Annotated in this window: 24 protein-coding genes and 1 riboswitch; of the genes, 14 read left to right on the top strand and 10 right to left on the bottom strand. The window is 70.9% G+C overall.

Annotated features, from left to right (window positions below):
- The first annotated feature begins 229 nt into the window (after nt 1–229).
- Nucleotides 230–1,090 carry an aldo/keto reductase gene (locus tag CLV54_RS09540; RefSeq protein ID WP_100344733.1) on the top strand — a complete coding sequence of 287 codons (861 nt, stop codon included), beginning with the start codon at nt 230–232 and terminating at the stop codon, nt 1,088–1,090.
- 220 nt (nt 1,091–1,310) lie between these two features.
- On the opposite strand, the gene rsmI is transcribed toward CLV54_RS09540, so the two are convergent.
- Complete coding sequence (rsmI, locus tag CLV54_RS09535) at nt 1,311–2,141, bottom strand: 16S rRNA (cytidine(1402)-2'-O)-methyltransferase (protein ID WP_100344732.1); 831 nt, start codon at nt 2,139–2,141, stop codon at nt 1,311–1,313.
- A gap of 39 nt (nt 2,142–2,180) precedes the next feature.
- Between rsmI and CLV54_RS09530 the strand changes: the two genes are divergently transcribed.
- The 4 genes from CLV54_RS09530 to CLV54_RS09515 all read left to right on the top strand — a co-directional run bounded on the left by CLV54_RS09530 (nt 2,181) and on the right by CLV54_RS09515 (nt 6,491).
- Nucleotides 2,181–3,944 (top strand): dolichyl-phosphate-mannose--protein mannosyltransferase, encoded by a 1,764-nt coding sequence (locus tag CLV54_RS09530; protein ID WP_245861554.1) that lies wholly within the window; start codon nt 2,181–2,183, stop codon nt 3,942–3,944.
- Between the two features lie 41 nt (nt 3,945–3,985).
- Nucleotides 3,986–5,038, top strand: a complete 1,053-nt coding sequence (locus CLV54_RS09525) for a YeiH family protein (protein ID WP_100345031.1) — start codon at nt 3,986–3,988, stop codon at nt 5,036–5,038.
- Nucleotides 5,039–5,205: 167 nt separating this feature from the next.
- Nucleotides 5,206–5,694 (top strand): DUF1254 domain-containing protein, encoded by a 489-nt coding sequence (locus CLV54_RS09520; RefSeq protein WP_157802898.1) that lies wholly within the window; start codon nt 5,206–5,208, stop codon nt 5,692–5,694.
- Nucleotides 5,619–6,491: a DUF1254 domain-containing protein gene (locus CLV54_RS09515; RefSeq protein ID WP_157802897.1), complete on the top strand. Its 873-nt coding sequence runs from the start codon at nt 5,619–5,621 to the stop codon at nt 6,489–6,491. Before CLV54_RS09520 ends, CLV54_RS09515 begins: the two co-directional genes overlap by 76 nt.
- A gap of 114 nt (nt 6,492–6,605) precedes the next feature.
- Here CLV54_RS09515 and CLV54_RS09510 read toward each other — a convergent pair whose 3' ends face one another.
- Nucleotides 6,606–6,923 (bottom strand): DMT family transporter, encoded by a 318-nt coding sequence (locus CLV54_RS09510; protein ID WP_100344729.1) that lies wholly within the window; start codon nt 6,921–6,923, stop codon nt 6,606–6,608.
- Nucleotides 6,924–6,934: 11 nt separating this feature from the next.
- Nucleotides 6,935–6,999: riboswitch (guanidine-III (ykkC-III) riboswitch) on the bottom strand.
- A 103-nt stretch (nt 7,000–7,102) separates the two neighbouring features.
- Between CLV54_RS09510 and CLV54_RS09505 the strand changes: the two genes are divergently transcribed.
- The 4 genes from CLV54_RS09505 (at nt 7,103) to CLV54_RS09490 (ending at nt 10,054) form a co-directional block, all read left to right on the top strand.
- Nucleotides 7,103–8,398, top strand: a complete 1,296-nt coding sequence (locus tag CLV54_RS09505; protein WP_100344728.1) for an O-acetylhomoserine aminocarboxypropyltransferase/cysteine synthase family protein — start codon at nt 7,103–7,105, stop codon at nt 8,396–8,398.
- Complete coding sequence (locus CLV54_RS09500; protein ID WP_100344727.1) at nt 8,395–8,991, top strand: CoA-binding protein; 597 nt, start codon at nt 8,395–8,397, stop codon at nt 8,989–8,991. The genes CLV54_RS09505 and CLV54_RS09500 overlap by 4 nt, the downstream gene beginning before the upstream one ends.
- Before the next feature lie 363 nt (nt 8,992–9,354).
- Nucleotides 9,355–9,744: a TraR/DksA family transcriptional regulator gene (locus CLV54_RS09495; protein ID WP_100344726.1), complete on the top strand. Its 390-nt coding sequence runs from the start codon at nt 9,355–9,357 to the stop codon at nt 9,742–9,744.
- Nucleotides 9,734–10,054: an acylphosphatase gene (locus CLV54_RS09490; RefSeq protein ID WP_100344725.1), complete on the top strand. Its 321-nt coding sequence runs from the start codon at nt 9,734–9,736 to the stop codon at nt 10,052–10,054. Before CLV54_RS09495 ends, CLV54_RS09490 begins: the two co-directional genes overlap by 11 nt.
- A gap of 105 nt (nt 10,055–10,159) precedes the next feature.
- Here CLV54_RS09490 and CLV54_RS09485 read toward each other — a convergent pair whose 3' ends face one another.
- From CLV54_RS09485 to CLV54_RS09475, 3 genes are read right to left on the bottom strand one after another with little or no spacing between them, the layout of a single operon-like run.
- Entirely contained in the window at nt 10,160–11,545 is a 1,386-nt protein-coding gene (locus CLV54_RS09485) for an NtaA/DmoA family FMN-dependent monooxygenase (RefSeq protein WP_100344724.1), read from the bottom strand.
- The gene (locus CLV54_RS09480) at nt 11,542–12,852 is read right to left on the bottom strand and encodes an LLM class flavin-dependent oxidoreductase (protein ID WP_211294504.1); all 1,311 of its coding nucleotides are present in this window, start codon (nt 12,850–12,852) and stop codon (nt 11,542–11,544) included. Before CLV54_RS09480 ends, CLV54_RS09485 begins: the two co-directional genes overlap by 4 nt.
- Before the next feature lie 28 nt (nt 12,853–12,880).
- Nucleotides 12,881–13,717, bottom strand: coding sequence for a DUF1684 domain-containing protein (locus CLV54_RS09475; protein WP_100344723.1), 837 nt, complete (start codon nt 13,715–13,717; stop codon nt 12,881–12,883).
- A gap of 151 nt (nt 13,718–13,868) precedes the next feature.
- Between CLV54_RS09475 and CLV54_RS09470 the strand changes: the two genes are divergently transcribed.
- Nucleotides 13,869–17,162 carry an ATP-binding protein gene (locus tag CLV54_RS09470; protein ID WP_170061975.1) on the top strand — a complete coding sequence of 1,098 codons (3,294 nt, stop codon included), beginning with the start codon at nt 13,869–13,871 and terminating at the stop codon, nt 17,160–17,162.
- A gap of 76 nt (nt 17,163–17,238) precedes the next feature.
- Here the strand turns inward: CLV54_RS09470 and CLV54_RS09465 are convergent, their stop codons facing one another.
- Both CLV54_RS09465 and CLV54_RS09460 read right to left on the bottom strand, forming a co-directional pair.
- Entirely contained in the window at nt 17,239–18,084 is an 846-nt protein-coding gene (locus tag CLV54_RS09465; RefSeq protein ID WP_100344721.1) for an ABC transporter permease, read from the bottom strand.
- Nucleotides 18,081–19,085, bottom strand: a complete 1,005-nt coding sequence (locus CLV54_RS09460; RefSeq protein WP_100344720.1) for an ATP-binding cassette domain-containing protein — start codon at nt 19,083–19,085, stop codon at nt 18,081–18,083. The genes CLV54_RS09465 and CLV54_RS09460 overlap by 4 nt, the downstream gene beginning before the upstream one ends.
- A gap of 238 nt (nt 19,086–19,323) precedes the next feature.
- Here CLV54_RS09460 and CLV54_RS09455 point away from each other — a divergent pair, with 238 nt between their 5' ends.
- On the top strand, nt 19,324–19,617 hold the full coding sequence (locus CLV54_RS09455) for a hypothetical protein (protein WP_100344719.1): 294 nt from the start codon (nt 19,324–19,326) through the stop codon (nt 19,615–19,617).
- 21 nt (nt 19,618–19,638) lie between these two features.
- Here CLV54_RS09455 and CLV54_RS09450 read toward each other — a convergent pair whose 3' ends face one another.
- A complete protein-coding gene (locus CLV54_RS09450) occupies nt 19,639–20,415 on the bottom strand; it encodes a LysR family substrate-binding domain-containing protein (protein ID WP_100344718.1) in 777 nt (258 codons plus the stop codon).
- A gap of 164 nt (nt 20,416–20,579) precedes the next feature.
- Here CLV54_RS09450 and CLV54_RS09445 point away from each other — a divergent pair, with 164 nt between their 5' ends.
- From CLV54_RS09445 to CLV54_RS09435, 3 genes are all read left to right on the top strand, one after another.
- Nucleotides 20,580–20,945, top strand: a complete 366-nt coding sequence (locus tag CLV54_RS09445; RefSeq protein WP_211294521.1) for a DUF5997 family protein — start codon at nt 20,580–20,582, stop codon at nt 20,943–20,945.
- Nucleotides 20,946–21,016: 71 nt separating this feature from the next.
- Complete coding sequence (locus CLV54_RS09440; RefSeq protein WP_100344716.1) at nt 21,017–22,429, top strand: L-serine ammonia-lyase; 1,413 nt, start codon at nt 21,017–21,019, stop codon at nt 22,427–22,429.
- A gap of 142 nt (nt 22,430–22,571) precedes the next feature.
- Nucleotides 22,572–23,459: a sulfurtransferase gene (locus CLV54_RS09435; RefSeq protein WP_100344715.1), complete on the top strand. Its 888-nt coding sequence runs from the start codon at nt 22,572–22,574 to the stop codon at nt 23,457–23,459.
- Nucleotides 23,460–23,587: 128 nt separating this feature from the next.
- Here the strand turns inward: CLV54_RS09435 and CLV54_RS09430 are convergent, their stop codons facing one another.
- Nucleotides 23,588–25,774, bottom strand: coding sequence for a thioredoxin domain-containing protein (locus tag CLV54_RS09430; RefSeq protein ID WP_170061974.1), 2,187 nt, complete (start codon nt 25,772–25,774; stop codon nt 23,588–23,590).
- Between the two features lie 72 nt (nt 25,775–25,846).
- Nucleotides 25,847–26,515 (bottom strand): FMN reductase, encoded by a 669-nt coding sequence (msuE, locus tag CLV54_RS09425; protein WP_245861552.1) that lies wholly within the window; start codon nt 26,513–26,515, stop codon nt 25,847–25,849.
- Nucleotides 26,516–26,544 lie beyond the last annotated feature (29 nt).

Genomic DNA, 26,544 nt, shown 5'->3' with positions numbered 1-26,544 from the left:
ATCATATTCGCGCGCGGCACCGGCCCTATCGCTGTTACGGATGACGACCGCTCCCCCTGCTTCGCCCTCAACTCATCCCCCATTCACCATCCCCACTCACCCCACTCAAAACGACGGACATTTCGCCCAGAACGCGACCTTTTTGCCCGGAAACCCGTGTTTCGGGCAAAATGTCCGTCGTTTTGAGACTGGGGAGGGAATCGGTGCGAGCGGTCGTAGACTGCCGTTCATGAAGCAGCGCAGGATCGGAAACGTCGACGTCAGTGCCATCGGACTGGGCGGCATGCCCATGTCGATCCAGGGCCGGAAGGACAGGGCGACCTCGATCGCGACAGTCCACGCCGCGCTCGACGCGGGGGTGACCTTCATCGACACCGCCGACGCGTATCACCTGGACGCCGACGGCGTCGGTCACAACGAGTCGCTCATCGCGGAGGCGCTCGCGAGCTACGGCGGCGACACCTCGGGGATCTTCGTGGCCACCAAGGGCGGCCTGCTGCACAACGACAACGGGCCGTGGGCCACCAACGGCCACCCCGACTACCTCAAGGCCGCCGCGAAGGCCTCGGCCGCCCGACTCGGCGTCGAGCGCATCGATCTCTACCAGTTCCACCGCCCCGACCCCGCCGTGCCGTACGCCGAGTCGTTGGGCGCGCTGCGCGAGCTCTTCGACGAGGGCCTCATCCGGCACATCGGCATCTCGAACGCGAACGTGCCGCAGATCCGCGAGGCCGTGAGCGTGCTCGGCCACTCCCTCGTCTCGGTGCAGAACCAGTTCTCGCCGGCCTTCCGCTCGAGCGGCGTGGAGCTCGAGGAGTGCGTCGTGCACGAGCTCGCGTTCCTGCCCTGGAGTCCTCTGGGCGGCATCCGCGGGGCTGCCGACCTCGCCGACCGTTTCGAGGTCTTCGGCGAGGTGGCCGCGGAGTACGGCGTGAGCCCGCAGCAGATCACCCTCGCCTGGGAGCTGCACCTGTCGCACCTCGTCATCCCGATCCCCGGGGCGAGCCGGCCGCAGAGCATCGTCGACTCGGCGCAGGCCGCCGATCTCGTGCTCGCGCCCGAGACGGTCGCCCGGCTCAGCGCCGCCTGATCCCCCCCTGCTTCCTTCGCCCCCCCCTTCGCCCGGCCTCTCCGCCCCGCCCCGCCCCCGCTCAAAACGCCGCTCTCCACTCAAAACGACGGAGATTTCGGGCAGAACGCGGCTTTTCCGCCCGAAAACGTCGGTTTCGAGGGAAATCTCCGTCGTTTTGAGTTGACGAGGGGCAAGGCAGGAGCGGGCAGGGGCAGGGCAGGCGGGGGGGGCGAGCAGCTCAGGGGCGGGGAGCGGTGCGGCGGGCGAGCGCGGCCTCGTAGAGCTCGCGCTTGCTGAGGCCCGTGTCGTCCGCGACGGCGGTCGCGGCATCCTTCAGGCGGATGCCTCCCGCCACGAGCCTCTCGACGCGGTCGACCCCCTCGTCGAGATCGACCGTCACATCGGCGGCCCCGTGCACGACCACGCAGATCTCACCCCGGACACCCCCGGCCGCCCACGCGGCGAGCTCCGCCGCCGTGCCGCGCTTGACCTCTTCGTAGAACTTGGTGAGCTCGCGGCAGACGACCACGCGCCTGTCGTCGCCCATCGCAGCGGCGAGGTCGGCGAGCGACTCGGCGAGCCGGTTCGGCGACTCGAAGAACACCATGGTGCGGCGCTCGGTCGCGAGCTCGGCGAACCGCGTGCGGCGCTCGCCGCCTTTGCGCGGCAGGAACCCCTCGAAGCTGAACCGGTCGGTGGGCAGTCCGGAGACGGCGAGCGCCGTGAGCACCGCGGAGGGGCCGGGCAGGGCCGTCACGGTCACACCGGCGGCGATCGCGGCATCCACCAGGTGGTATCCGGGATCGCTCACGGTCGGCATGCCGGCGTCGCTCAGCACGAGCACGTCGCTCTCGCGGGCCAGCTCGACGATCTCGCCGCTGCGCTCGCGCTCGTTGTGATCGTGGAGGCTCAGCAGCTGCGGACGGTTCTCGATGCCGAGCGAGGTGAGCAGCTTGATGGTCGTGCGGGTGTCCTCGGCCGCGATGACGGTCGCGGTGCTGAGGGCGTCGACGAGCCGTTTCGAGGCATCCCCCAAGTTGCCTATGGGTGTGGCCGCGAGGATGATCATGGGTCCAGTCTGGCAGGGACGAGGTCCTACGATGGGCAGGTGAGCCTGACGCCTCCCTCAGACACGGCCGCGCCGACCGCGCCTCCGTCGAGCCCCTCCTCCGAGCCGACCGCAGAGACGGACGGCAGCGTCGCCGACACCGCCGACGCCACGGTCGAGAGCACGAATGCCACGAACGCCACGGAGGTCGCGGATGCCGCGGATGCCGCCGGCACCGCCGAGAGCCCGCACGACGACGAGCCGCGCGGCAGCCGCCTCGACGACTGGTGGGCGCGCACGCTGTCGACCCCGCTGCGCCAGCGGCTCTGGTATTGGGGAGGGCCGATAGCGGTCACGGTCCTCGCCGCCGTGCTGCGGTTCTGGAACCTCGGCAACCCGCACGCCCTCGTCTTCGACGAGACCTTCTACGTCAAGGACTCGTGGACCCTCTTCAACAACGGCTACGAGTCGGCCTGGCCCGACACCCCCAACCCGCGTTTCGAGGCGGGCGAGACGAACATCTTCACGACGGACCCCTCGTTCATCGTGCATCCGCCGCTCGCCAAATGGCTCATCGCGCTCGGGATGGCCGCGTTCGGCGCCGCCGACAGCGTCGGCTGGCGGTTCAGCACCGCGCTCATCGGCGTGCTGAGCGTCGTGCTGCTCATGCTCATCACCCGCAAGCTCTTCGGCTCCACGGTGCTCGCCGTCATCGCCGGCTTCATCCTCGCGATCGAGGGCAACGCGATCGTCATGTCGCGGGTGTCGCTGCTCGACGGCTACCTGATGTTCTTCGCGCTGCTCGGCTTCGGGGCCGTGCTGCTCGACCGCCAGTGGCACGCGCGACGGCTCGGCGAACGTGTGGCCGCGGCCCGCGCGGCGGGCAGGGAGCCCGGCTGGGGTCCCGTCATGTGGTGGCGGCCGTGGCTCATCGCCGCCGGTCTCGCCTTCGGCCTCGCGAGCTCGGTGAAGTGGTCGGGCGTCTACTTCCTCGCCGGCTTCGGCGTCTACCTCATCGTCGTCGACATCCTCGAGCGCCGTCGGCTCGGCCTGCCGTTCTGGTTCAGCGCCGGCGTGCTCAAACAGGGGCCCGCGACGTTCCTGCTCATGGTGCCCATCGCCTTCGTCACCTACCTCAGCTCGTGGACGGGGTGGATCGTGACCGCGGGCGGCTACTACCGGCAGTGGGCGCAGACCGACGGCGAGGCCTGGACGGGAGCGCTCAGCTGGGTGCCGCTGTGGGCTCAGAACCTGTGGCACTACCACGTGGCCGCCTACAACTACCACGTCAACCTCGATACACCGCACCCGTACCAGTCGAACCCGCTCACCTGGCTCTTTATGGTGCGGCCGACGAGCATGTACTACGAGTCGCAGAGCATGGGCGAGGCCGGCTGCGGCTATTCGAACTGCTCGGAGGCGATCACCGGGCTCGCCAACCCGATCATCTGGTGGGCGGCGACGGCCGCCGTGCTGTATCTCGTCTACCGGCTCGTGCGCTACCGCGAGTGGCGGGTCGGCCTCATCCTCATGGGCATGCTCGTGGGCTACGTGCCATGGCTCATGTACCTGCACCGCACGGTGTTCCAGTTCTACTCGATCGCCTTCGAGCCGTACATGATCCTCGCGCTCGTCTTCGTGATCGGGCTCGTGCTCGGTAAACGAACGGATGTCTCGTGGCGGCGAGTGCGCGGCATCCGTCTCGTGGGGGTCTTCCTCGTGGTCTCGACGATCGTGACGATCTTCTTCTATCCGATCTGGACGGGTATGCAGATCCCGTTCTGGTACTGGCAGATCCACATGTGGATCCCCTCGTGGACGTAGCCCGCCCGGGCACCCCGCCGACGTCGGCGGAACGACCGGGCCTGCCGCGCTGGCTGCCCGGCGCCGCGGCGGCCGCCGCGGCGGCACTGCTCGCGTGGGGCGTCCACGCGGTCGTGCCGGCGATCCCGCTGTTGACCGCCGCTGTCGCCCTCGGCATCGTCGCCGGTCAGCTCCCCGCCGCACGCGGCGCGCTCACGGGCGTGCTGGCCCCGGGCCTCTCGCTCGCGGCGAAGAGGCTCATGCGCGTCGGCATCGTGCTGCTGGGCCTCAAGCTGAGCTTCATCGACATCGCGAGCCTCGGCTGGGTGTCGATCGCGACGACCGTGGCCATCGTGCTCGTGACCTTCGCCGGAACCTTCTGGCTGGGCCGTCTGTTCGGGCTCCCGGGCCATCAGCCGCTGCTCATCGCGACGGGCTTCTCGATCTGCGGGGCCTCGGCGATCGGCGCGATGAGCGGGGTCGTGCGCTCGAAGGACGAGGAGGCGGCGACGCCGGTCGCGCTCGTCACGCTGTGCGGAACACTCGCGATCGGCGTGCTGCCGCTGTTGTGGCATCCGCTGGGCCTGGACGCCCTGCAGTTCGGCCACTGGGTGGGGGCGAGCGTGCACGACGTGGGCCAGGTGGTCGCGACCGCCCAGATCGCCGGGCAGGCGGCGCTCGCCGTGGCGATCGTGGTCAAGCTCACGCGAGTGGTCATGCTCGCGCCCATGGTGGCGATGGTGGGCGTCGTCGAGCACCGCAGGGCGCAGCGCGAGCTGCGGGCGTCGGCGGGCGCGGTCTCGGCGGTCGAGCCGCCGACCGACGGAAGAGATGTCACGACGGATGCCGCGGCCAAACGCCCCCCGATCGTGCCGCTCTTCGTGGTGGGGTTTCTCGCCGCCGCTCTGCTGCGCACCTTCGTCCCGCTGCCGGAGCCCGTGCTCGACGCCGCCGACACGGTGCAGACCGCGCTGCTCGCGATGGCGCTCTTCGGTCTGGGCGCGGCCGTGCGGCTGCGCACGCTCGTGGGCACCGGCTGGCGCGCCCTGCTCGTGGGGCTCATCTCCTGGGTGCTCATCGCGGCGCTGTCGTTCGGGGCCGTGCAGATCTCCTAGGGTGTGTTGCATGACCCGGTCAGATGCTCCGTGGGCGAATCTCGTCGGGCTGCTTCGACGGCGCGGGTTTCGAGATTGCTAGGCTTCCGGTGCGGGGATTCATCTGTGTGGATCAAGGGTGGCTTGGTATGGGGTCGATGCGGCTGACAGCAGAAGAGGCTCGATCCTTGGCGGCCGAGGCCTATACCTACGGGTTCGCGATCGTAGAGAACTACCGCGCCCTGTACGGGATGTGCGTGTGGAAGGGGTCGCCGCAGTACGCAGGATTCAATCGTTATCTGCATGGGCGGGTGCTCTTCGACTCCAGCTACGACACGGTCGTGAACGCCAACAACGACACGCTCTACTCCACGACCTTCGCCGATCTGCGTGCCGAGCCGATCGTCATCACGGTGCCGCCGACCGGGGACCGGTATTTCGTGATTCAACTCGTGGATATGGGCACGGACAACTTTGCCTACATCGGCACCCGGACGACGGGCCGAGACGGCGGTGACTTCCTCCTCGTCGGACCGCACTACAAGGGCGATCTGCCGGGCGGGGGGGGTTCCGCGACGTCATCGTCTCACCGAGCGAGTTCGTGGCACTGGCCACCAGAACCGCGATCGATGGAGCGGATGACCTCGACGGTGTGGTCGCCATCCAAGAACGGTTGACGATCCATCCGCTCAGCACACACCTCGGCACGGAACCCCCCGTGCCGGCACCGGACATCGACTTCCCGCCCTATTCCCCGGATATCTACGGTTCCACCCTTCTCTTCGAGATCCTCGACTTCCTCCTGCCGTTCCACACGATCCCGCTGAACGAGGCACCCCTGCTTCAGCGGCTCGCTGCGATCAACGTCGGGCCGTACTCGAGATTCGATATTGACGACTTCGACTCGGAAATCCGAACCGCTCTGCAGGAGGGCGTCGAGGAGGCCCACCGGTCGATCGAGAAACGCGGCCGGTCACTCGGCACGGTCGTCGACGGTTGGCAAGACATTCCGCGTATGGGCCATTACGGCGACGATTACCTGTTCCGGTCGGCGGTCGCCTGGAAATTCATCTACACCAACTCTCCCGAAGAGGCGTTGTACCCGATCGCCGAGACCGATTCCGATGGTGAGCAGCTCCACGGCTCGAACCGGTACCTGCTGCAGTTCGCGCCCGGCGCCCAGCCGCCCGTCGATGCGTTCTGGTCATTGACCTTGTACGAATCCGAAAGCCGGTTGATGACGGAGAACCCCATCGGGCGCTATTCGATCGGAGATCGCACGCCCGGGCTCCGCTACGGCCCAGATGGATCGTTGACCCTCTACATCCAGCACGAATCGCCTGGCTCGGATCACGAGTCGAACTGGCTGCCCGCCCCACCCGGCGGTTTCTATCTGAATGCACGCGCGTACATGCCGCAGCAGAGCATGCTCGACGGAGGCTACCGACTTCCCGCAGTCACGAAGGCTCCGTGACCGCGCCCACGCGGGTCGAGCTCCCGAGGCACGTGGCGCCCATCTGCAGGATCGGCGAGCCGCCCGGACATCACACCTTGGCGCGGCTCTGCCGGGTCGTCGAGCCCCGGCCTGCTAATGGTCGACGAGCTTGAGCCCGACCACGCAGCCGACGAGCCCGAGGATGAGCAGCACCTTGATCCACGAGATCGTCTCGCCGCCGAAGACCATGGCGTAGAGCACGGTCAGCGAGGCGCCGATGCCGACCCACACGGCGTAGGCGGTGCCCGTGGAGATCTCGCGCATGGCGAAGGCGAGCCCGCCCATGCTCGCGAGCAGGGCGGCGCCGAAGATCACGCTCGGCCAGAGCCTGGTGAAGCCCTCCGAGCGGCCGAGGGCGGTGGCCCAGACGGCTTCGAGCACACCGGACACGATGAGGACGACCCACGACATGACGACTTCTCCTTGGCCAGTCTTGTCGCGTGCCGGGTACTGATCCGTCGTCCGGAGATCATCGATCGATCTTGGTACAAATGTACCATTTTCGACGAACGATGGCAACGAGCCTGACATGTCTCGCTTTGTTACCGGAGGCGCACGTAACACTTCGAAACAGCCGGTACCGTAATTCCATGGCAGACCGCGAATATGGCTTCAAGACCCGTGCGATCCACGCGGGAAACATCCCCGACGCAGTGACGGGCGCACGAGCGCTCCCCATCTACCAGTCGAGCGCCTTCGTCTTCGACGACACCGCCGACGCCGCGGCCCGCTTCGCGCTGCAGAAGTACGGCAACATCTACAGCCGCCTCGCCAACCCCACGGTCGCCTCCTTCGAGGAGCGCATCGCGAGCCTCGAGGGCGGGCTCGGCGCCGTCGCGACCGCGAGCGGCCTGAGCGCGCAGTACATCACCTTCGCGTCGCTCGTGGGCTCGGGCGACCACATCGTCTCCTCCGCCAACCTCTACGGCGGATCGATCACCCAGCTGGATGTCACCCTCCGCCGTTTCGGCGTCGAGACGACCTTCGTGCAGAGCGCCGACCCCGCCGACTACGCCGCGGCCATCACCGACAAGACGAAGCTCATCTTCGCGGAGACCGTCGCGAACCCCTCGGGCGAGATCGCCGACATCGAGGGCCTCGCCGAGGTCGCGCACGCGCACGGCATCCCTCTCATCATCGACTCGACGATCGCGACGCCGTACCTCAACCGCCCGATCGAGTGGGGCGCCGACATCGTCATCCACTCGGCGACCAAGTTCCTGGGCGGACACGGCACGACCCTCGGCGGTGTCGTCGTCGAGTCGGGCCTCTTCGACTGGCACAGCGAGAAGTTCCCGCTCTTCGGCCAGCCCGTGCCCTCTTACGGCGGCCTCGAGTGGTCGGGCAACTTCGGCGAGTACGCCTTCCTCACCCGCCTGCGCGCCGAGCAGCTGCGCGACATCGGACCCTCGCTCGCGCCGCACTCCGCCTTCCTGCTCGCGCAGGGCGTCGAGACCCTGCCGTACCGGATGCAGGCGCACCTCGACAACGCCCGCGCCGTCGCGGAATGGCTCGCCGCCGATCCGCGCATCGAGGCGGTCTACTGGGCGGGGCTCCCGGGCCACCCGCACCACGAGCGCGCGAACAAGTACCTGCCGCTCGGCCCGGGATCGGTCTTCAGCTTCGTCGTCAAGGGCGGGCGCGCGGTCGGCCAGACCTTCATCGAGTCGGTCAATCTCGCGAGCCACCTGGCCAACATCGGCGACGCGAAGACCCTCGTCATCCACCCGGCGTCGACCACGCACGCGCAGCTCACCGAGCAGCAGCTGCTCGACGCGGGAGTATTGCCCGGCGTCGTGAGGATTAGTGTGGGCATCGAAGACGTTGAAGACATCATCTACGATCTCGACCAGGCGCTCAGCGCAGCAGTGGAGGCTCACTCATGACACTCGTAACCGATTCACCGACCGAGGCGCAGCAGCTCGTCCCGACCCAGCTCACCAACGGGCTGAGCTGCGAGCTGCCCGCGAACTCGCCCCTCGCCAAGCTGCTCAAGTCGCAGCGCACCTGGGTGGGGCCCGACGCGAAGGCCCGCCTCAAGCTCCTGCGCGAGGCCAAGTCCGTCGCGATCGTCGGCGCCTCGCCGAACCCCGCGCGCTCGAGCTATTTCGTCTCGACCTATCTGCAGCAGTCGTCGAACTACCGCCTGTACTTCGTGAACCCGAACGCCGACACGATCCTCGGCGAGAAGGCCTACCCCGATCTCGCCTCGCTTCCGGAGGTGCCCGACATCGTCGACGTCTTCCGCAAGGGCAGCGACATCCCGAGCGTGATCGACGACGTCGTGGCCATCGGTGCGAAGACGATCTGGGTGCAGCTCGGCATCTGGAACCAGGATGCCGCGATCTACGGCGAGGGCAAGGGCCTCACCGTCGTCATGGACCGCTGCATCAAGGTCGAGCACGCCCGCTTCCACGGCGGGCTGCACCTGCTCGGCTTCGACACCGGCCAGATCAGCGCGCGCAAGATCCTGCGCTGACCTCTGCTCCTCCTCTTCTTCTCCCCTCCTCTGCTTCTCCCCTCCTCTGCTCCTCCTCTCTCTCACCAGCCCCATCTGAACTCAAAACGACGGAGATTCTGCCCGTAAGGCCCCCGAAATGCCGGGAAAGCCGCGTTCGGGCCAGAATCTCCGTCGTTTTGAGTGGGGGCACGTTCACGTGGGGCACGTCGTGAGTAGGGGGCACGTCGTGAGTAGGGGGCACGCTGTGAGCGGGGCACGTCGTGAGTAGGGGGCACGCTGTGAGCGGGGCAGGAACAGGGCAGGAACGAGGTTTGGGCAGGGCAGGCGGGCAGGGCAGGCGGGCGGGGCGGGCGCGACCCGGCAGGGGTAGCATCGTCTGGCATGACGACCTCGGAGCTCTCCGCGAACGATCTGCGGCACTTCGGCTCGCTCCTGAACCGCGAACGCGACGACGTGCTCGCCGAGAGCGCGCGGCTCGACTCCGCCCTCCACGAGGTGCGCGAGGCGAGAAGCGACGGCACCGCCGACGACGAGCACGATCCCGACGGCTCGACCATGTCGGCCGAGTGGTCGCAGCTCGCGGGCCTGACGGCGGATGCCGCGGCTCGCCTCGAAGCCGTCGACTCCGCCCTGGCGCGCCTCGCCGACGGAGCATACGGTCTCTGCGCGAACTGCGGGCGCCCGATCCCTCGCGAGCGCTTGGACGCCCGCCCCACCGCGCTGCTCTGCATCGACTGCGCCCGGCGCGAGGAGCTCGCCCATGCCCGCTGACGACGGCGCTCCCACTCCCACTCCCACTCCCACTCCCACTCCCGTACGCCGCGCGATCGCGGTCCGAGGTCTCGTGCAGGGCGTCGGCTTCCGCTACTCGATCGCCCGTGAGGCCCGGCACCGCGCCCTCGGCGGCTGGGCTCGCAACACCGCCGAGGGCGGCCTGGAGGCGCAGCTGGAGGGGCCGGCCATCGACGTCGACTCGGTGGTCGAGTGGATGCGCACGGGGCCGCCGGGAGCCGAGGTCGCCGAGCTGACGGCACGCGACATCCCGCCCCTCGGCGAACGGGACTTCGAGATCCGGCGCTGAGCCGTCAGTCGTTCGCGGCGCACAGTACTCGTCGTGGCGCACGATCGTTCGTGCGCCACGACGACGAGCGTGCGCCGCGAACGAGCATGCGGCGCACGCCCCCGTTCAGCCCGTTCGGAGGCCGAGGGTCTCGTGCAGGGTGGCGCCCGGCTCGTAGTCGGTGCGGTAGACGCCGCGCTCCTGCAGCTCGGGGATGACGCGGTCGACGAACTCGTCGAGGCCCGTCGGGTTCGTGTGCCCGATGACGACGAACCCGTCGGAGGCGTCCTCCTGCACGTGGCGGTTGATCTCCTCCGCGACCGCGACGGGCGTTCCGACGAAGTCGTGTCGGGCGGCGAAGCGGATCACGAGCTCGCGGATGCTCAGCTTCTCTGCCTCGGCCTTCTCACGCCATGCCCTCGCGACGGCGAGCGGCTCGCCGTGCCGCACCCGCCCGCGGGTGAGGCCTTCGTCTGCGACCACGGGCTCGATGTCGGGCAGAGGCCCGTCGGGGTCGTAGGCGGTGAGATCGGTGCCCCAGATCTGCTCGAGGAAGGCGATGGCGCCCTGCGGGCTCACCTGGAGCAGGGCGATCTCATGGGACCGCTCGGCCGCCTCCTGCGGAGTGTCGCCGAGCACGAAGGTCGCGGCGGGCAGGATCGCGAGGGAGTCGCGCTCGCGCCCGGCATCCGCGAGCCGGCCCTTGACATCCTCGTAGAAGCGCCGGCCGTCGTCGAACTCGGAGTGCAGCGAGAAGATGACGTCGGCCGCGCGCGAGGCGAAGCCGCGCCCGTCGGAGGAGTCGCCCGCCTGCACGATGACGGGCCGGCCCTGCGGGCTGCGCGGCAGGGTTCCGTAGCCGTGCACGGAGAACTGCGGGCCCTCGTGGTCGACCGCGTCGAGCTCGTGGGCCAGGAACCGCCCGGACTCCTTGTCGGCGATCACGGCGTCTGCCGGCCAGGAGTCCCAGAGCTCACGGGCGACCCCCACGAACTCCTCGGCGCGGGTGTAGCGGTGGCCGTGGTCGAGGAAGCCGCCGCGCCGGAAGTTGGCGCCGTGGAATGCGTCCGAGCTCGTGACGACGTTCCAGCCGGCCCGGCCCCCGCTCAGGAAGTCGAGGGTCGCCAGCTGGCGCGCGAGCTCGTAGGGCTCGTTGAAGGTGGAGCTCAGGGTGCCGACGAGCCCGATGTGCTCGGTGATGCCCGCGACGGCGGCGAGGATCGCGAGGGTGTTGGGGCGGCCCACGACGTCGAGATCGTGGATGCGGCCCTTGTGCTCGCGCAGCCGCAGCCCTTCGGCCAGGAAGAGGAAGTCGAATCGGCCGCGCTCGGCGTTGCGGGCGAAATGCTCGAACGAGGAGAAGTCGATCTGGCTGCCGGCCGCGCCGTCGCTCCACACCGAGGTGTTGTTGACCCCCGGGAAGTGGGCGGCGAGGTGCACCTGCTTGAGCGGTCGGCCGGTGGCGGCATCCGTGGCCGTTCTCGCGGCGGTTCTCGTGGTGATGGCGGTCATGCCCGGATGCTCCCAGCGGTCTCGAGGTCGGTGTCGGTCTCGGCTGTCGCGTCGTCGGATACAGCGTCGGTCTCGGCGGATGCCGCGCCACCCCGCCTCTCGTAGCGATTCCGCGCCTCGGGCAGGCCGAGCCTGGCGCGCAGCGTCGTGGCGTCCGCCGGCCGTTCGAGCAGGCCGGCCCGCCCCAGCAGCGGCACGACCTCGTCGGCGATCGCGTCGAGGTCGCGCGGAAGACGGGCCGGCCGCAGCCGCACACCCTCGATGCCCAGGGCCTGCCAGCGCTCGAGGCGCTCGACGATCGCGGCCGCCGTTCCCGCGACGACGAGCGCGTCGGACGCGTACGGGGAGCCGTGGAGCTCGTCGAGGTGCTCGAGCGCGTCGCGGGCGGCGGGCTCGCTGTGCTCGATGAGGATGACGAGCTCGGCCCAGATCCGGAGCGGACCCGCGAACTCGGGATTCGCCTCGCGACCCTCCTGCGCCTCGGCCGCACGCACCTCGGCGATGACCGAGGCCAGCTGCTCATCGTCGTGCGGGGTGATCCCGACGATGTCGGCGCTCGTCGCGGCGAGCCGGTAGGGCACCTCCTGGTGCGCGAGCACGTAGACGGGCGGCTGACCCTGCGGGGGCCGCGGCGTGATCGAGGGGCCTTTCACGCTGAACGACTCCCCCTCGAAGTCGATGTGGTGCAGGCGGTCGCGGTCGATGAAGCGCCCCGTGCGCGTGTCGCGGATGACCGCGTCATCCTGCCAGCTGTCCCACAGCCGGCGCACGACCTCGACCGAGTCGCGGGCCTCGCCGAAGAGCTGCTCCAGCAGGGCGCGGTGGGCGGGATCGCCCGTCGCGGCCGCGAGCGGGTCGAGCGCGGGGATGGTGCGCCGGCCGAAGTGGGCGGCCTCGTGCGCGCGGCCGGAGACCTGCACGCGCCATCCCGCCCGGCCGCGGCTCGCGTGGTCGAGGGTCGCGAGGCCCGTCGAGACGTGGAAGGGCTCGGTGTGGGTGGTCGTCACGGTCGGCACGAGCCCGATCCTGCTCGTGCGCGGCGCGACGGCCGAGGCGAGGAGAAGCGCGTCGAGCCGGCCGCGCACCTCGTCGGTACGGTTCTCGACGGGGCCGTAGCCGCCGGTCTGCAGGCCGACGGCGTCCTCGAAGGTCACGAGGTCGATGCCGGCCTCCTCGGCACGTCGCACGAGCCCGGTCCAGTAGGGCAGGCCGAAGATCGCGTCCGGCCTGGCCTCGGCGTCGCGCCAGGCCGCGGGATGCCATCCGGTGCCGTCGAGTGCGACGGCGAGGTGGAGGGGTGCTGTCATGTCGATGACGTCCTTTCGGTCGATTCGCTCAGCCGCGCTCGGAGGGGGTCTTCTCGCCGGCTTCGATGCCGATCGGCAGACGGTTCTCCGCGGGAGGCAGCGGGCAGGTCGCGAAGTCGGTGTACGCGCACGGCAGGTTGACCGCGCGGTTGAAGTCGAGCGTGACGAGCCCGTCGTCGTCGGGCGCGTCGATGGAGAGCGTGCGGTTGGCGGCATAGGTCGTCACCCCGCTCGTGGCGTCGGTGAAGAGCACGAAGAGGGCGCCGGGGGTGTAGCCGTTGAAGGCGACGAGGCTGAACCGCTCGCCGCGCAGCTCGAACTCGATCACTCCGGGAGAGTCGTAGACGTGCTGGAGCCCCTCGACGGCCGCGCCGACCGTCACCGCCCTCGGTTCGTCGAAGGGCACGAAGCGGCCGGCGGCCACCCAGCGCGGGTCGGGCAGGTAGGCGGGCGTGCCCCGGTACTGCGTGCGCAGCGGGTGCTCCGGATGCCGCGGCCGCACGATGTCGTTGCCCCCGCGCCGCGCGACCTCCACGACCGCGTCGCCGAACGAGGCCAGCCGGCCGCCCCGCTCCTCGATGGGGCCGAAACGGTGCTCCCCCGACACGGGCACGCCGTCGATCACCAGGGTCTCGTCCTCCGCGAGGACCACGACCGGTCCGTCGTCGGAGGTCGACCACAGGCCGGGCGCGTCGTCGAAACGTGCAGGGATCCCGCTGAGCCAGTGCAGGCCGGTGACGGCGAGGAAGCCGTGCTCCGATGCGCGGTTCTGCTCGTGGCGGTCGTGCCACTCGCTCCACTGCGTGCCGAAGAGCTCGCGGTCGACGGTGGCGTCCTGTGGCTGGGGCGAAGTCTGTGTCGTCATGGGAGCGACGCTAGGCGCAGGCCGCGCCGGGGAGAACAGGCGGCGGAAACATACCGTAATCCACGACATACGGCGTAATGGGCTTGCACGTTCGCGCAGAGCGCACATCGCCCTCAGACGCCTGATGGCGTCGCTCGTTATGCTCGGGCAGGTGAGCGTGCCCAGCGAGACCCCCGACGCGAGCGTCGCCGTGCGCGTCGCCGTGCTCGGGCCCGTGCTCGTGGAGGGCCGCGACCGCGCGCTGAGCCCCGCGACCGGAGCGCTCTCGCGCGCGCTCCTGGTCGCCCTCGCCCTCGCACCGCGGGCGACGCTGAGCGTTCCCGCCCTCGTCGACGCGCTCTGGCCGAACGAGCCGCCCCGGCAGGAGAAGGCCGCGCTGCAGACGCTCGTCTCGCGCCTGCGCACGGCGAGCGGAGACGGCGTCCTCGAGTCGACGCCGGGCGGCTATCGTCTCGCCGTCGACGCCGCGCAGCTCGACCTGAGCCTCGCCCGCGAGCTGCACGCCGAGGCGCGCGCCGCACTCGAGCAGGGCGACGCCTCCGCCGCCGAACGACTCGCGTCGACCGCCCTGGCGCTGTGGCGGGGCGAGCCGGGAGCCGACCTCGGCCACGAGGAGCTCGCCTCCGAGCTCGCCGACGCCGCCCACGCCCTGCGCTGCGAGCTCACGCTCGTGCGGGCGGAGGCGCTGCTCGCGGCGGGGGACGCGCGCGCCGCCGCCGAGCTCGCGGGAGAGTCCGCGTCATCCGGTCTCGTCGACGAGCGATTCGTCTCGGTGCTCATGCGGGCCCTCGCGAGCGACGGACGCCGCAACGACGCCCTGCGCGCCTTCGCGGCGGTGCGCGACCGGCTCGCCGACGAGCTCGGCTCCGACCCCTCCTCCGAGCTCGCGGCCCTCAACGCCCAGCTCCTGCGCGAGGAGGGCGCACCCCGGCCGGCACGGGTGCGGATCGGCCTGCGCAGCTCGCCGAACGAGCTCATCGGCCGCGACGGAGACGTCGCCGCCCTGCTCGAAGCCACCGGGGCCTCCCGCATCACGACGATCCTCGGCGCTGGCGGGCTGGGCAAGACACGTCTCGCCCAGGCGGTCGCCGCGGCATCCGAACGCACACCCGCCGTCATCGTGGTCGAGCTCGCGAGCCTGCGCACCGACGACGACATCACTCTCGCCCTCGCGACGACGCTCGGCATCCGCGAGGCGCGCTCGACGAGGCTGCAGCTCGACGAGCCGCTCGTGCGCACCGATCTGCGCACGAAGATCCTCGTCGCGCTCGGCGAGCGCGAGACCCTGCTCGTCGTCGACAACTGCGAGCACCTCATCGACGGCGCGGCACGCTGGATCGCCGACATCGTCGACTCCACCTCGTCGGTGCGGGTGCTCGCGACGAGCCGCGCTCCGCTCGAGATCCCCGGCGAGCGCCTCTACCCGCTCGCGCCCCTCTCGAGCGTCGACGGCGACGGCGGCCCGGCCGTCACCCTCTTCGTCGAGCGCGCCCGTGCGGCCCGGCCCGGAACCGTGCTGCCCCTCGACATCGTCGCCCGCCTGTGCGAGCGGCTCGACGGCCTGCCGCTCGCGATCGAGCTCGCCGCCGCCCGCACCCGCACGATGTCGGTCGAGGAGATCGAGCGGAGGCTCGGCAACCGTTTCGCCCTGCTCACCCAGAGCCCGCGCACGGCGCCCGAACGGCATCGCACCCTGCTCGCCGTCATCGACTGGAGCTGGAACCTGCTCGGCGAGGGCGAGCGGATGCTGCTGCGCCGGCTCTCGCGTTTTCCCGACGGCTTCAACACGGATGCCGCCGAGGCCGTCGCCGGGGCCCCGGACGCGCCGCGCGGGGTCACCGACGAGCTCGACGCCCTCGTGAGCCAGTCGCTCGTCGACGTCGTCGAGAACGAGGAGACGGGCCTGCTGCGCTTCCGGATGCTCGAGACGGTGCGCGAGTTCGGCGAGCTGCAGCTCGTGGCGGCGGGCGAGGAGGAGCTCGTGCGCGAGGCCGCCTTCCGCTGGGCCGCCGGCTTCGCGCTCGACTACCTCGCCGACGAGCTCGGCCCCGACCAGGTCGAGGTCTTCCACCGCATCGACGCCGAGCATGACAACCTCGTGACCGTCTTCCGCGAGGCGCTCACCGCCGGGCGCCCCGACATCGTGACACCGCTCTTCGCACTGCTCGGCTTCTACTGGTCGATGCGCGGGATGCACTCGGAGGTCGTGACCTTCGCGCCCGAGGTGCAGGAGAGCCTGCGCTCCTACGAGCCCACGGGAGACGCCGCCTCGGCCGCGATCACGGCGCACACGATCATCGCCGGCACGATGCTCTACGGCGATCTGCGCACGGCCGTGCGGGCCATCCTGCAGTTGCGGCGCCTGTACGCGCTCGGGGTCAGGGCGAGGACCCCCATGTTCGACGCCATGGCCCAGCTCGTGATGTCGGTGTCGCGGCGAGAGGAGGGCATGCAGCTTCTCGAGCGCCTGCGCGGCTCCGATCAGCACAGCGTGTCGGCCTTCGGCCACCTCATCTCCACCCAGCTCGCCGAGAACGAGGGCGACATCGAGGCGTCCCTGCGCTACGCCGAGAGGTCGTTCGCGCTCGCCGAGACCGCCGGCGACGTCTGGTCGCGCGGAACCTCCGGGCAGATCCTGGCCCAGCTGCACAGCCAGAGCGGCCACCCGGCCGAGACGATCGAGTGGTCGAGGGTCGCGCGACGGCATCTCGGCGCGCTCAAGGCGGAGGGCGACATCCGCCAGCTCGACTGGCTCGTGGGCATGGCCCACGTCTCGCTCGGCGACTACGAGACGGCGCGCACCGTCTTCGACGTCTTCGTCTCGGTCGATGAGAGCGAGCTGGGTGTCGACGCGATCGACCTGCGCGGCATCGGCTGGGCGGGTCTCGCCGAGATCGCGATCGGCGTGGGCGACCGTGCCGAGGGGCTGCGCCTCTACGACGTCGCGCTCGGCGTCTACGACCGGTCGCCGCTGCGCTCCGCTCCCTGGTACGTGATCATCGGGGGCGCGGCGATCTGCGCGCACGTCTTCTCGCCCGAGCCCGACCACGCGCGGGTGAGGCGGCTCGCCCGCCGGATCCGCACAGCCGTCGTCGTCACCCACCGGATGCGCCCGAACTTCATCGACCGGCCGGTGCTCGGCTCCGCGCTCATCGGCATCGCGGCCTGGCTCGTGCTCGAGGCGGATGCCGCGAGCGGGGCTCCTCGCGGCGAGCTCGGCCGCCTCGCCGCCGAGGCGCTCGCCCTCAGCGCCCGGCTGGCCGCGCGACAGGATGTGCCCTCCCTGCGACGCGATCGGCTGGCCGCGGAGTTCGCGGAGCTGCTCGGCGCGGAGGCCCTCGAGAACGCGAACGCCCGCACGGCGCCCCTCACGCGGGAGGAGAGCGTCGAACGGGCGTTCACGGTGCTGCGGCATCCCGCGATCGTCGGGCTGCTCTGGCGCTGACCTCTCGTCAACGCGCGGAGCCGGCCAGGCGCACAGAGCCGGGCCGGCGCACGGAGCCGGGCCGGCGCAGGCGGTGCTAGACCTTGCGCATGTAGGCGCGCACGGTGAGCGGCGCGAAGATCGCGACCACGACCGCCGCCCCGAGCAGGGCGAGCCAGGCGTCCGCTCCGAAGGTGCCGGAGTTCGCGAGGTCGCGCACCGCCGTCACGAGGTGCGAGACCGGGTTGATGTTCACGAACCACTGCAGCCAGTCGGGCATCGTGTCGGGCGACACGAAGGCGTTGGAGAGGAAGGTCAGCGGGAACAGGATGAGGAACGACACGCCCTGCACACCCGAGGCGCTGCGGCCGATCACGCCGAAGAAGGCGAAGATCCAGCTGATCGCCCACGAGCAGGCGATCACGAGCAGGCCGGCGAGCACGACGAAGCCGAAGCCGCCGCCGGGGCGGTAGCCCATGATGAAGCCCATCACGAAGGTGAGCGTCGTGGCGATCGCGTAGCGCACGGTGTCGGCGAGCAGGGCGCCGGCGAGCGGGGCGATGCGCGCGATGGGCAGGGACTTGAAACGGTCGAACACACCCTTGTCCATGTCCTCGCGCAGCTGCACGCCCGTGACGACCGAGGTCGTGATGACGGTCTGCACGAGGATGCCGGGGATGATGATCGGCAGATAGCTCTGCACGTCGCCCGCGATCGCCCCGCCGAAGATGTACGTGAACATGAGCGTGAAGATGATCGGCTGCAGCGTCACGTCGAAGAGCTGCTCGGGCGTGCGCCGGATCTTGACGAGCCCGCGCCAGGCCATCGTGAACGAGTTGCGCAGCGACTGCTCGATGCTCACGTAGTTGCGGAGCTTGCGGTCGACACCCGGCTGGATGTCGCGGCCCGTGCCTCGGCCGGGCTGGAGGGTTGCCGTGGTCATGCGGAGATCCTTTCTTTCTTCGAGCCCTCGGAGTCCGGGGACTCCTCGTCGTCGCTCGCGGTGTGGCCGGTGAGGGTGAGGAAGACCTCGTCGAGGCTCGGCTTCTGCACCGAGATCTCGTCGACCGCGACATCCTGCCCGCGCAGGGCGATGAGGGCGTCGGTCACGGCGCCGGCCTCGGCCAGCGGGGCGCTGATGGTGCGGCCGTCGGCGGCGAGGGTCGCCCGCACGCCGATCGCCTCGGAGACGATCTGCGTGGCGAGCTCGCCGTCGACCTCGTTCTGCAGCTTGAGCAGCAGGGCGGAGTTGCCGACGGAGGCCTTGAGCTCGTCGGCCGTGCCCTCGGCCACGACGCGGCCGCGGTCGATGACCGCGATGCGGTCGGCGAGCTGGTCGGCCTCGTCGAGGTACTGGGTGGTCAGCAGCACCGTCGAGCCGGATGCCACGAGCCGCCGGATCGTGTCCCACATCTGCGCACGCGTACGGGGGTCGAGGCCCGTCGTCGGCTCGTCGAGGAAGATGAGCGGCGGCTGCGAGATGAGGCTCGCCGCGAGGTCGAGGCGGCGGCGCATGCCTCCCGAGAAGTTCTTGAGCGGCCGTTTGGCCGCCTCGGTGAGGCCGAACTCCTCGAGCAGCTCCTCGGCCTTCGTGCGCGACTCGGCGCGGCCGAGACCGTGCAGCCGGGAGAAGAGCACGAGGTTCTCGGTCGCGCTGAGCGTCTCGTCGACCGAGGCGTACTGCCCGGTCACCCCGATGAGCTGGCGCACGATCTGAGACTCCTTGCGGATGTCGTGGCCGAAGATCGTCGCCTCGCCGCCGTCCGGGCGCAGCAGGGTCGCGAGCATCCGGATGGTGGTGGTCTTGCCCGCGCCGTTCGGGCCGAGCACGCCGTACACCGTGCCGGTGCGCACGCTGAGGTCGACTCCGTCGACGGCGCGGTTGTCGCCGAAGTTCTTGATGAGTCCGTGGGCCTCGACGGCCCACTGATTGGAGGATGCCATGTGAAGCTCCCGATCGATGCGATGGTGGGTGGTGGTCGTTTTTGCGCGACCAGGCCATCGTGCGCCCCCGCGCTTGCGGGGCGCTTGCGTGCCGCTTACACGCCGAGCACGGGGATGCAAGCCCCTTCCCCGCGGGCCTCGTCGCGGTCAGGCTGGACGTGACGGTCAGGCTGAGGTGACCGCCCAGAGCAAGGGTGACCGCCCCAGAGCAAGACCGCACCGGAACGAAGGAGAGCGTATGTTCGGCAAGATCGTCGTGTTCGCCGCAGGGCTCGGGGTGGGCTACATCCTCGGCACCCGCGCGGGCAGAGCCAAGTACAACCAGATCAAGCGCCGGGTCGACGAGGTCTGGAACGACCCGCGGGTGCAGAAGGCCGCCGACGACGCCCAGGAGTTCGTGCGCGAGGCCGCCCGCGACGCCGGCGAGTTCCTGCGCGAGAAGGCGCCCGTCGTGCAGGAGAAGGTCGGCGAGGTCGCCGCGGCCACGAAGGATGCCGTCAGCAACGCCGCGAAGCGCGCGACGAAGGACTGAGGGGCGGCCGGTCGGAGCCGGTCAGCGGCGGCGCGAGCCCTTGCCGCGCGGGGCGCCCGGCTTCTTGGGGCCGCCGCGGGCGGCAGCAGCCCGCCGCTCGGCTGCGGCCTTCTTCGCGGCCGCCGTCCTCTTGACGGGCTTCTCGGGGGCCCCGGCGTCGGCGCCGCGCGTGCTGCGCTCCGTGCGTCCGCGCACGATGCCCACGAACTCCTCGATGTAGCGCTCGACGTCGTGGGCGGCGGTGTCGCGCCCGACGTCGTGGGCGGCGGTGTCGCGCCCGACTTCGGTGGCGTCAGCGGCATCCTGCCCGTCGCGCGCGGTGCGCCAGGCGAGCGCGATCGTCGTCGTCGGCGCGTCGCTCACGGGGCGGTAGGTGAGGTCTTTGCGAGCGTGAAGGCGCGCGATCGACTGCGGCACGACGATGACGCCCGTTCCCGCCGCTACGAGCTCGACGAGGGTCTCGAGTGCATGGCTGCCGTCGATGCGGTTCTCGTGCGCGAGATCCTCGAAGGTCACGGCGTCGACGGCCGCGATCGCGTGATCCTTCGGCACGACGACGACGGGGGTCTCCTCGTAGAGCGTGATGAGGTGCAGTCCCTCGCGCTCGACGGGCAGGCGCACGAAGGCGAGCTCGGCGCGACCGTCGAGCAACGCCGTGAGCTGGCCGGACTCGTCGCCGGGAATCAGCTGGAGCGCGGCATCCGGCCGTCTCGCCGACCAGATCCGGGCCCACTTGGCGGGCGTGACGCCGTGCACGAAGGCGACCCGCAGGGCGGGCTGCACGGGATCGATGCTCACGGGTCATCCTCTCGGCGAAGGCTCACGATCGTCTGCGAAGGATGACGCCGACCGACCGCGTGGGAAAGGCCGCGGTGCTGCCAGGATACGCTGGAGCCATGAGCACGGAGACAGAGCACACCGACGAGGCGCCCACGCCGCGGCGAACGAAGACGCCGCAGACGATGAAGCCCGCGACGGCGGCGAAGAAGCTCGGCATCTATCTGCCGGCCGCGCCGGAGGCCTTCCAGGGCGCCGAGGTGACGCGCACCGAGCTCGCCGAACTGCTCGAGAACCCGCCGGAATGGCTCGCCGTGCTGCGTCGCGAGGGCCCGCATCCGCGCGACGTCGTCGCCCGCAAGCTCGGGGTCTCCACCTCCGGCCTCGCCCGCGGCGAAGTGACCGAGGCGCTCACGACAGCGCAGATCACCGAGCTGCTCGCCGCCCCGCCCGAGTGGCTCGTGCGCGAGCGCGCCACCCAGGCCGAGGTGCGCGCCGAGAACGCCCGCATCAACGCCCGCAACGCCGAGCGCCAGGCCCGCGGCGAATAGCGGCTCCCCCGGGCCGCCGCGTGTGACACGGATGCGCGCGACGCCGCCGCCACGAGCGTAGGCTCGATGTCGTGACAGCGTACGTCTCGGCCCTCGACCTCTTCTCGATCGGAATCGGGCCCTCGAGCTCGCACACGGTCGGCCCGATGCGCGCGGCGCGGGCCTTCGTGACCTCCCTCGCCGAGGCGGGTGATCTTGAGCGGGTCAGCCGCATCCACTGCTCGCTCTACGGCTCGCTCGGGTCGACGGGTCTCGGCCACGGAACCCCCGACGCCGTCGTCGCGGGCCTCATGGGCATGCGACCCGAGAGCTGCGACCCGCACGCCGTGCGCGGAGCCTGGTCGCGCCTCGAGACGGGCGGGGTCGTGCGCCTCGCCGGCCGGCATCCCATCGAACTCGACCGCGACGACGTCACCCTCGAACCGCGCACCCGCCTGCCCGGCCACCCGAACGCGCTCACCCTCGCCGCCTGGGCCGAGGGCGACGCGCTGCCCTTCGTCGAGCAGACCTACTACTCGGTCGGCGGCGGTTTCATCCGGCGCGACGGCGACGGCGGGGGCGAGAGCGGCCGCGAGACTCGCGCCGACGTGCGGGCGGATGCCGCGGCATCCGTCATCGCGCACCCCTACCCCTTCGCCACCGCCGAGGCCCTCATCGCCCTCTGCGACAGCACGGGCCTCGCGATCGACGAGCTCGCCCGCGCCAACGAGCTGAGCTCGCGCACGGAAGAGGCGCTCGACGCCGGGCTCGACGCCATCTGGGCGGCCATGGCCGAGTGCACGCGCAACGGCCTGGGCGAGCACGGAGAGCTGCCGGGCGGCCTGCACGTCAAGCGCCGGGCGGCGGCCGTGCGGGAGCGCCTGCGCGAGGCCGACGACGCGGGCGCGCGCGACACCTCGATCGAGTGGCTGCACGCCTTCGCCCTCGCCGTCAACGAGGAGAACGCCGCGGGCGGGCGCGTCGTCACGGCGCCGACGAACGGCGCGGCGGGCATCGTGCCGGCGGTCGGCCACTACTACCTGCGCTTCGTTCCGGGGGCGTCGGCCGACGGCATCCGGCGTTATCTGCTCACGGCGACCGCGATCGGCTCGCTCGTGAAGGCGAACGCCTCGATCTCGGGGGCGGAGGCCGGCTGCCAGGGCGAGGTCGGAACGGCGTGCGCCATGGCCGCCGGCGGGCTCTGCGCCGTGCTCGGCGGCACCCCCGCTCAGGTCGAGAACGCGGCCGAGATCGCCATGGAGCACCACCTCGGCCTCACCTGCGACCCGGTCGCGGGGCTCGTGCAGATCCCCTGCATCGAGCGCAACGCGATCGCCTCCTCCACCGCCGTGAGCGCCGCACGGCTCGCGCTGCACGGCGACGGCACGCACCTCGTCTCCCTCGACACCGTGATCGAGACCATGCGCCAGACCGGCTTCGACATGTCGACCAAGTACAAGGAGACGAGCGAGGGAGGGCTGGCCGTCAACGTCGTCGAGTGCTGAGCGCCCCGTCGGCGGATGCCGAACCGACGTGATTCCAGGGTCGCAGGGCCTCGTCGCCCTGGAGCCGAGTCGTCTCGCGAGTTGTTACCGCAGGTTTCGCACGGCGTAGGTTCTGTCTGCGGCCGCGGGTAGCGTGTCTGCCGTGACCTCAACCAACGCACTCCAGCTCGTCGAACCGATCGTCTCGACGCAATGGCTCGCCGACCACCTGGGCTCCGACGGGCTCGTCGTGCTCGACGCGACCGTGCTCCTCGTGCAGAACCCGGCGGGCGGCTCGTCCTGGCTGAGCGGCTACGACCAGTACCTCGTGGCCGGCCACGTTCCCGGCGCCGTCTTCGCCGACATCCTCGAGGTCTTCAGCGACCCCCGGGGCTCCTTCGGCTTCGCGAAGCCCTCCGCCGCCCAGTTCGAGGCGGCCGCGGCATCCGTCGGCGTCGACAACAACACGACCGTCGTGGTCTACGACACGGCGGTCGGCCAGTGGGCGTCGCGCATCTGGTGGCTGTTCCGGGCCTTCGGCTACGACAACGTCGCCGTGCTCGACGGCGGTCTCGCCAAGTGGAACGACGAGGAGCGCCCGCTCGAGTTCGGCCACCTCGAGCCCCGCTCGGCGAGCTTCACGGCGGCCGAACGCCCCGAGCTCTGGGCCGACAAGGCCTACGTCGAGTCCGTCGTCGCCGGCACCGAGGATGCCGCGCTCGTCTGCGCCTCGCCCCGCACCGACTTCACGGGCGAGACGAGCCCGCGCTCCCGTGCCGGCCACATCCCGGGCAGCGTGAACGTTCCCGCCGGGCGGCTCATCGATCGCGAGAGCAACGCCTACCTCGACGGCGCGACCCTGCACGAGCGGTTCGCGCCCGTCGCCGGCAGCGGCCATCGCATCGTCACCTACTGCGGCGGCGGGATCGCCGCGGCCTCCGCGGCACTCGCGCTCACCCTGCTCGGCGAACGGGATGTCGCGGTCTACGACGGCTCCCTCAACGAGTGGGCAGCCGACGCCGAGGCGCCCCTCGAGACGGCGGCGGTCTGAGTCGCGCGCTCGCCCGCACCGCCCAACCGCGCGAGTCGCGCCAAACCGTTGTTCTCGTGCGCGAGAAGAACGGTTTGGCGCGACTCGCGGAAACAGGCACGCGGGTCAGCGCAGACGGGTCAGACGGGTCAGCGCCGCGCGGCGAGGGCGCCGGCGTCCGTGACGGGAAGCCGGCAGACGAAGGCCCGGCAGAAATAGGCGGTCGGCCGGTCGTCGCGGGTGCCGCGGCCCTCGAGGAGCTCGAAGCCCGCCGAGGCCCACTCCGCCACCCACGACTCCGGCACGATCGCGACGACGCCCGCCCGGCTCGTGCGGGCCGCGGCGAGGATGCCGGAGCCGCCGGCCGCTCCGGCCGCCCCGTCCGCCGAGGTCACGGTGGACGTCGCGGCTCCCGGCACCTCGGCGCCCAGCGGTTCAGCGCCCGACGCCCTGGCGCCTGATACCCCAGCGGCCGGCACCGCGGCATCCGGCACCGCAGCAGGCATCGCGGCAGCGGGCACCACGGCATCCGACGTCACGGCATCCGACGTCACAGCATCCGGCATCGCAGCGGGTATCGCGGCAGCGGGCACCACGGCATCCGGCACCACGGCATCCGGCGTCACGACGACGAGCTGGGTGACCTCCGCCTCGAGAGCGGCGGCGAGCTCGAGGGCCGCGCCGAAGGAGACCGGCCGCTCGACGGCCTGCGCCGCCACGAGCGAGAGCCCCGCGCGAGCCGCGAGCCGGTAGGCCTCGAGCGAGGTGAGCAGGTAGAGGGTGTGCGAGGCGCGCGCGATCGCGCTGAGCCCCGAGGGGTAGGCGCCTTCCGACGGGTCGACCTCGAGCGCCAGCCTCAACCGCGCCAGCACCGGGTCCACGCCGCCCGGCACGCCGAACCCGGTCGTGCCGCTCTGCTGCGAGGCGAGCAGGCACGCATCGACGAGGGCACGTGCCAGCGTCGCGTAGCCGACCTCGCCGGTCACGAGCCCGAGCTGCAGAAGCCCGTTCGCGAGCATCCCGTAGTCTTCGAGAGTCGCGGATGCCGCCGACTCCCGCTCTCCGATCGACGCCCGCACGAGGGTGCCGTCGGCCCGCAGATGCCTCGCGATCAGGCGGTCGGCGGCACGCCGGGCGGCGACGATCCACTGCGGCTCGTCGAGCGCGAACCCGGCCGCCGCGAGCGCTTCGATCGCGAGGCCGTTCCATCCTGTGAGGATCTTCTCGTCGAGCGCGGGCGGCGTCTGCTGAGCGCGCCGCTCCGCTTCGAGCGCGTAGTAGCCGCCCTCGACCCGCACGCCGTCGACGACGCTCTCGGAGTCCTGCGCCGAGGCGAAGCCGCCGTCGGGCTGCTGCAGCACATCGATGAGGAAGCCCGCGACGCCGCGCGCGACGATGCGCGCCCACTCGGCGTTCGGCGCACCCGCGCCCGAATCCGCACCCGCACCCGCACCCGCACCCGCACCCGCCCGAGCATCCGCCCCCGCGAGCAGCACCCCGGCTCGCGCGTAGGCCCGCAGCAACAGCGCGTTGTCGTAGAGCATGCGCTCGTAGTGCGGCTCGCTCCAGTCGGCCCGCACCGCGTAGCGGAAGAAGCCGCCCTCGACGGGGTCGCGCAGAGGCGAGGCCCCCATCCGTTTGAGCGTTCGCAGGGCGAGCTGCTCCCCCGCCTCGGAGCCGCTCTCGAGCAGGAACGAGAGCGCGGGCGCGACCGGGAACTTGGGCGCTGCGCCGAAACCGCCGTGGGCATTGTCCTCGTGTGCGAGGAACTCGTCGACGACGCGGGCGAGAGCCGCGGCATCCGGAAGCGGTCCGTGCTGGGCACGGGATTCGGCCGAGCTCTCGGCGAGCGCGGCCTGGATGCGGCTCGAGGTGCTCTCGACCTGGTCGCGGCGCTGCGTCCAGGCCTCGACGACCGCCTCGAGCACCTGGCGGAAGGCCGGTTGACCGCGCACGGGCTCCGGCGGGAAGTAGGTGCCCGCGAAGAAGGTCTTGCCCGTCGACGTCACGAAGACCGAGAGCGGCCAGCCGAGGTTGCCCGTGAACGCGCTCGCCGCGGCGAGGAAGCTCGCGTCGACGTCGGGATGCTCCTCGCGATCGACCTTCACGGGCACGAAGTTCTCGTTGAGGTAGCGGGCGAGCTGCGGATCGCTGAAGCTCTCGCGCGCCATGACGTGGCACCAGTGGCAGGTCGCGTAGCCGATGGAGACGAAGAGCGGCACGTCGCGGCGGGCGGCCTCCGCGAACGGCTCCTCGCCCCAGGCCTGCCAGTCGACGGGGTTCTGCGCGTGGGAGCGCAGATAGGGGCTGACGGCTTGCGCGAGACGGTTCGTCATCGTCCCAGCCTAAGGACCCCTGCGGGCGCCCTGCTCGCCCGTTCGGGCCGGCTCAGGGCGCGCGCGTGCTCGCTACCACTCGGTGACGTAGTCGGAGACGGGCTGAAGACGCCGGATGAGCGGCAGCCCGCGGTCGATCGCGAGCGAGATGCGCTCGGTCACCTCCGGGCTGACGATCTCGTAGTCCGTGAAGTCGGAGTCGCTCGCGTACACCCCGAGCGGCAGGGTCAGCGCTTGGAAGAAGCCGAACAGGGGCCGGAACTGGTGCTCGATGATGAGCGCGTGACGATCGCTGCCGCCCGTCGCCGCGACGAGCACCGGCTTGCCGACGAGCGCGTACTGCCCCACGAAGTCGAAGAGATGCTTGAACAGCCCCGTGAACGACGCCCGGTAGACGGGGCTCGCGACCACGAGCACGTCGGCCGCCTCGATGCGCACGAGCTCCTCCTCGAGCTCGGCCGGCAGCTGATCGCGGCGCAGGGCCCCGGAGAACCCGTGCCCGACCGCGCTCAGCTCGATGAGATGCACCTCGACGGGAACCCGCTCGCCCAGCGCGTCGATGATCGCGCGCACGAGCGCCGTGGTCTTCGACGGGCTGTGCAGGCTCCCGGAGACGCCGACGACGCGAAGCCGCTGCCCGCTCTGACCGGGCGTCGTGCGGCCGGACGCAGCCTGTCGCTCGGGCGCGGCATCCTGCTCGGGCACTGCGTTCTGCTCGGGCACTGCGTTCTGCTCGGGCACTGCGTTCTTCTCGGGCGAGGTGTGGTCTG

It is taken from the genome of Compostimonas suwonensis (assembly GCF_002797855.1).
Classification (GTDB): Bacteria; Actinomycetota; Actinomycetes; order Actinomycetales; family Microbacteriaceae; genus Compostimonas; species Compostimonas suwonensis.
This window is presented reverse-complemented; position numbering and strand designations above follow the sequence as displayed.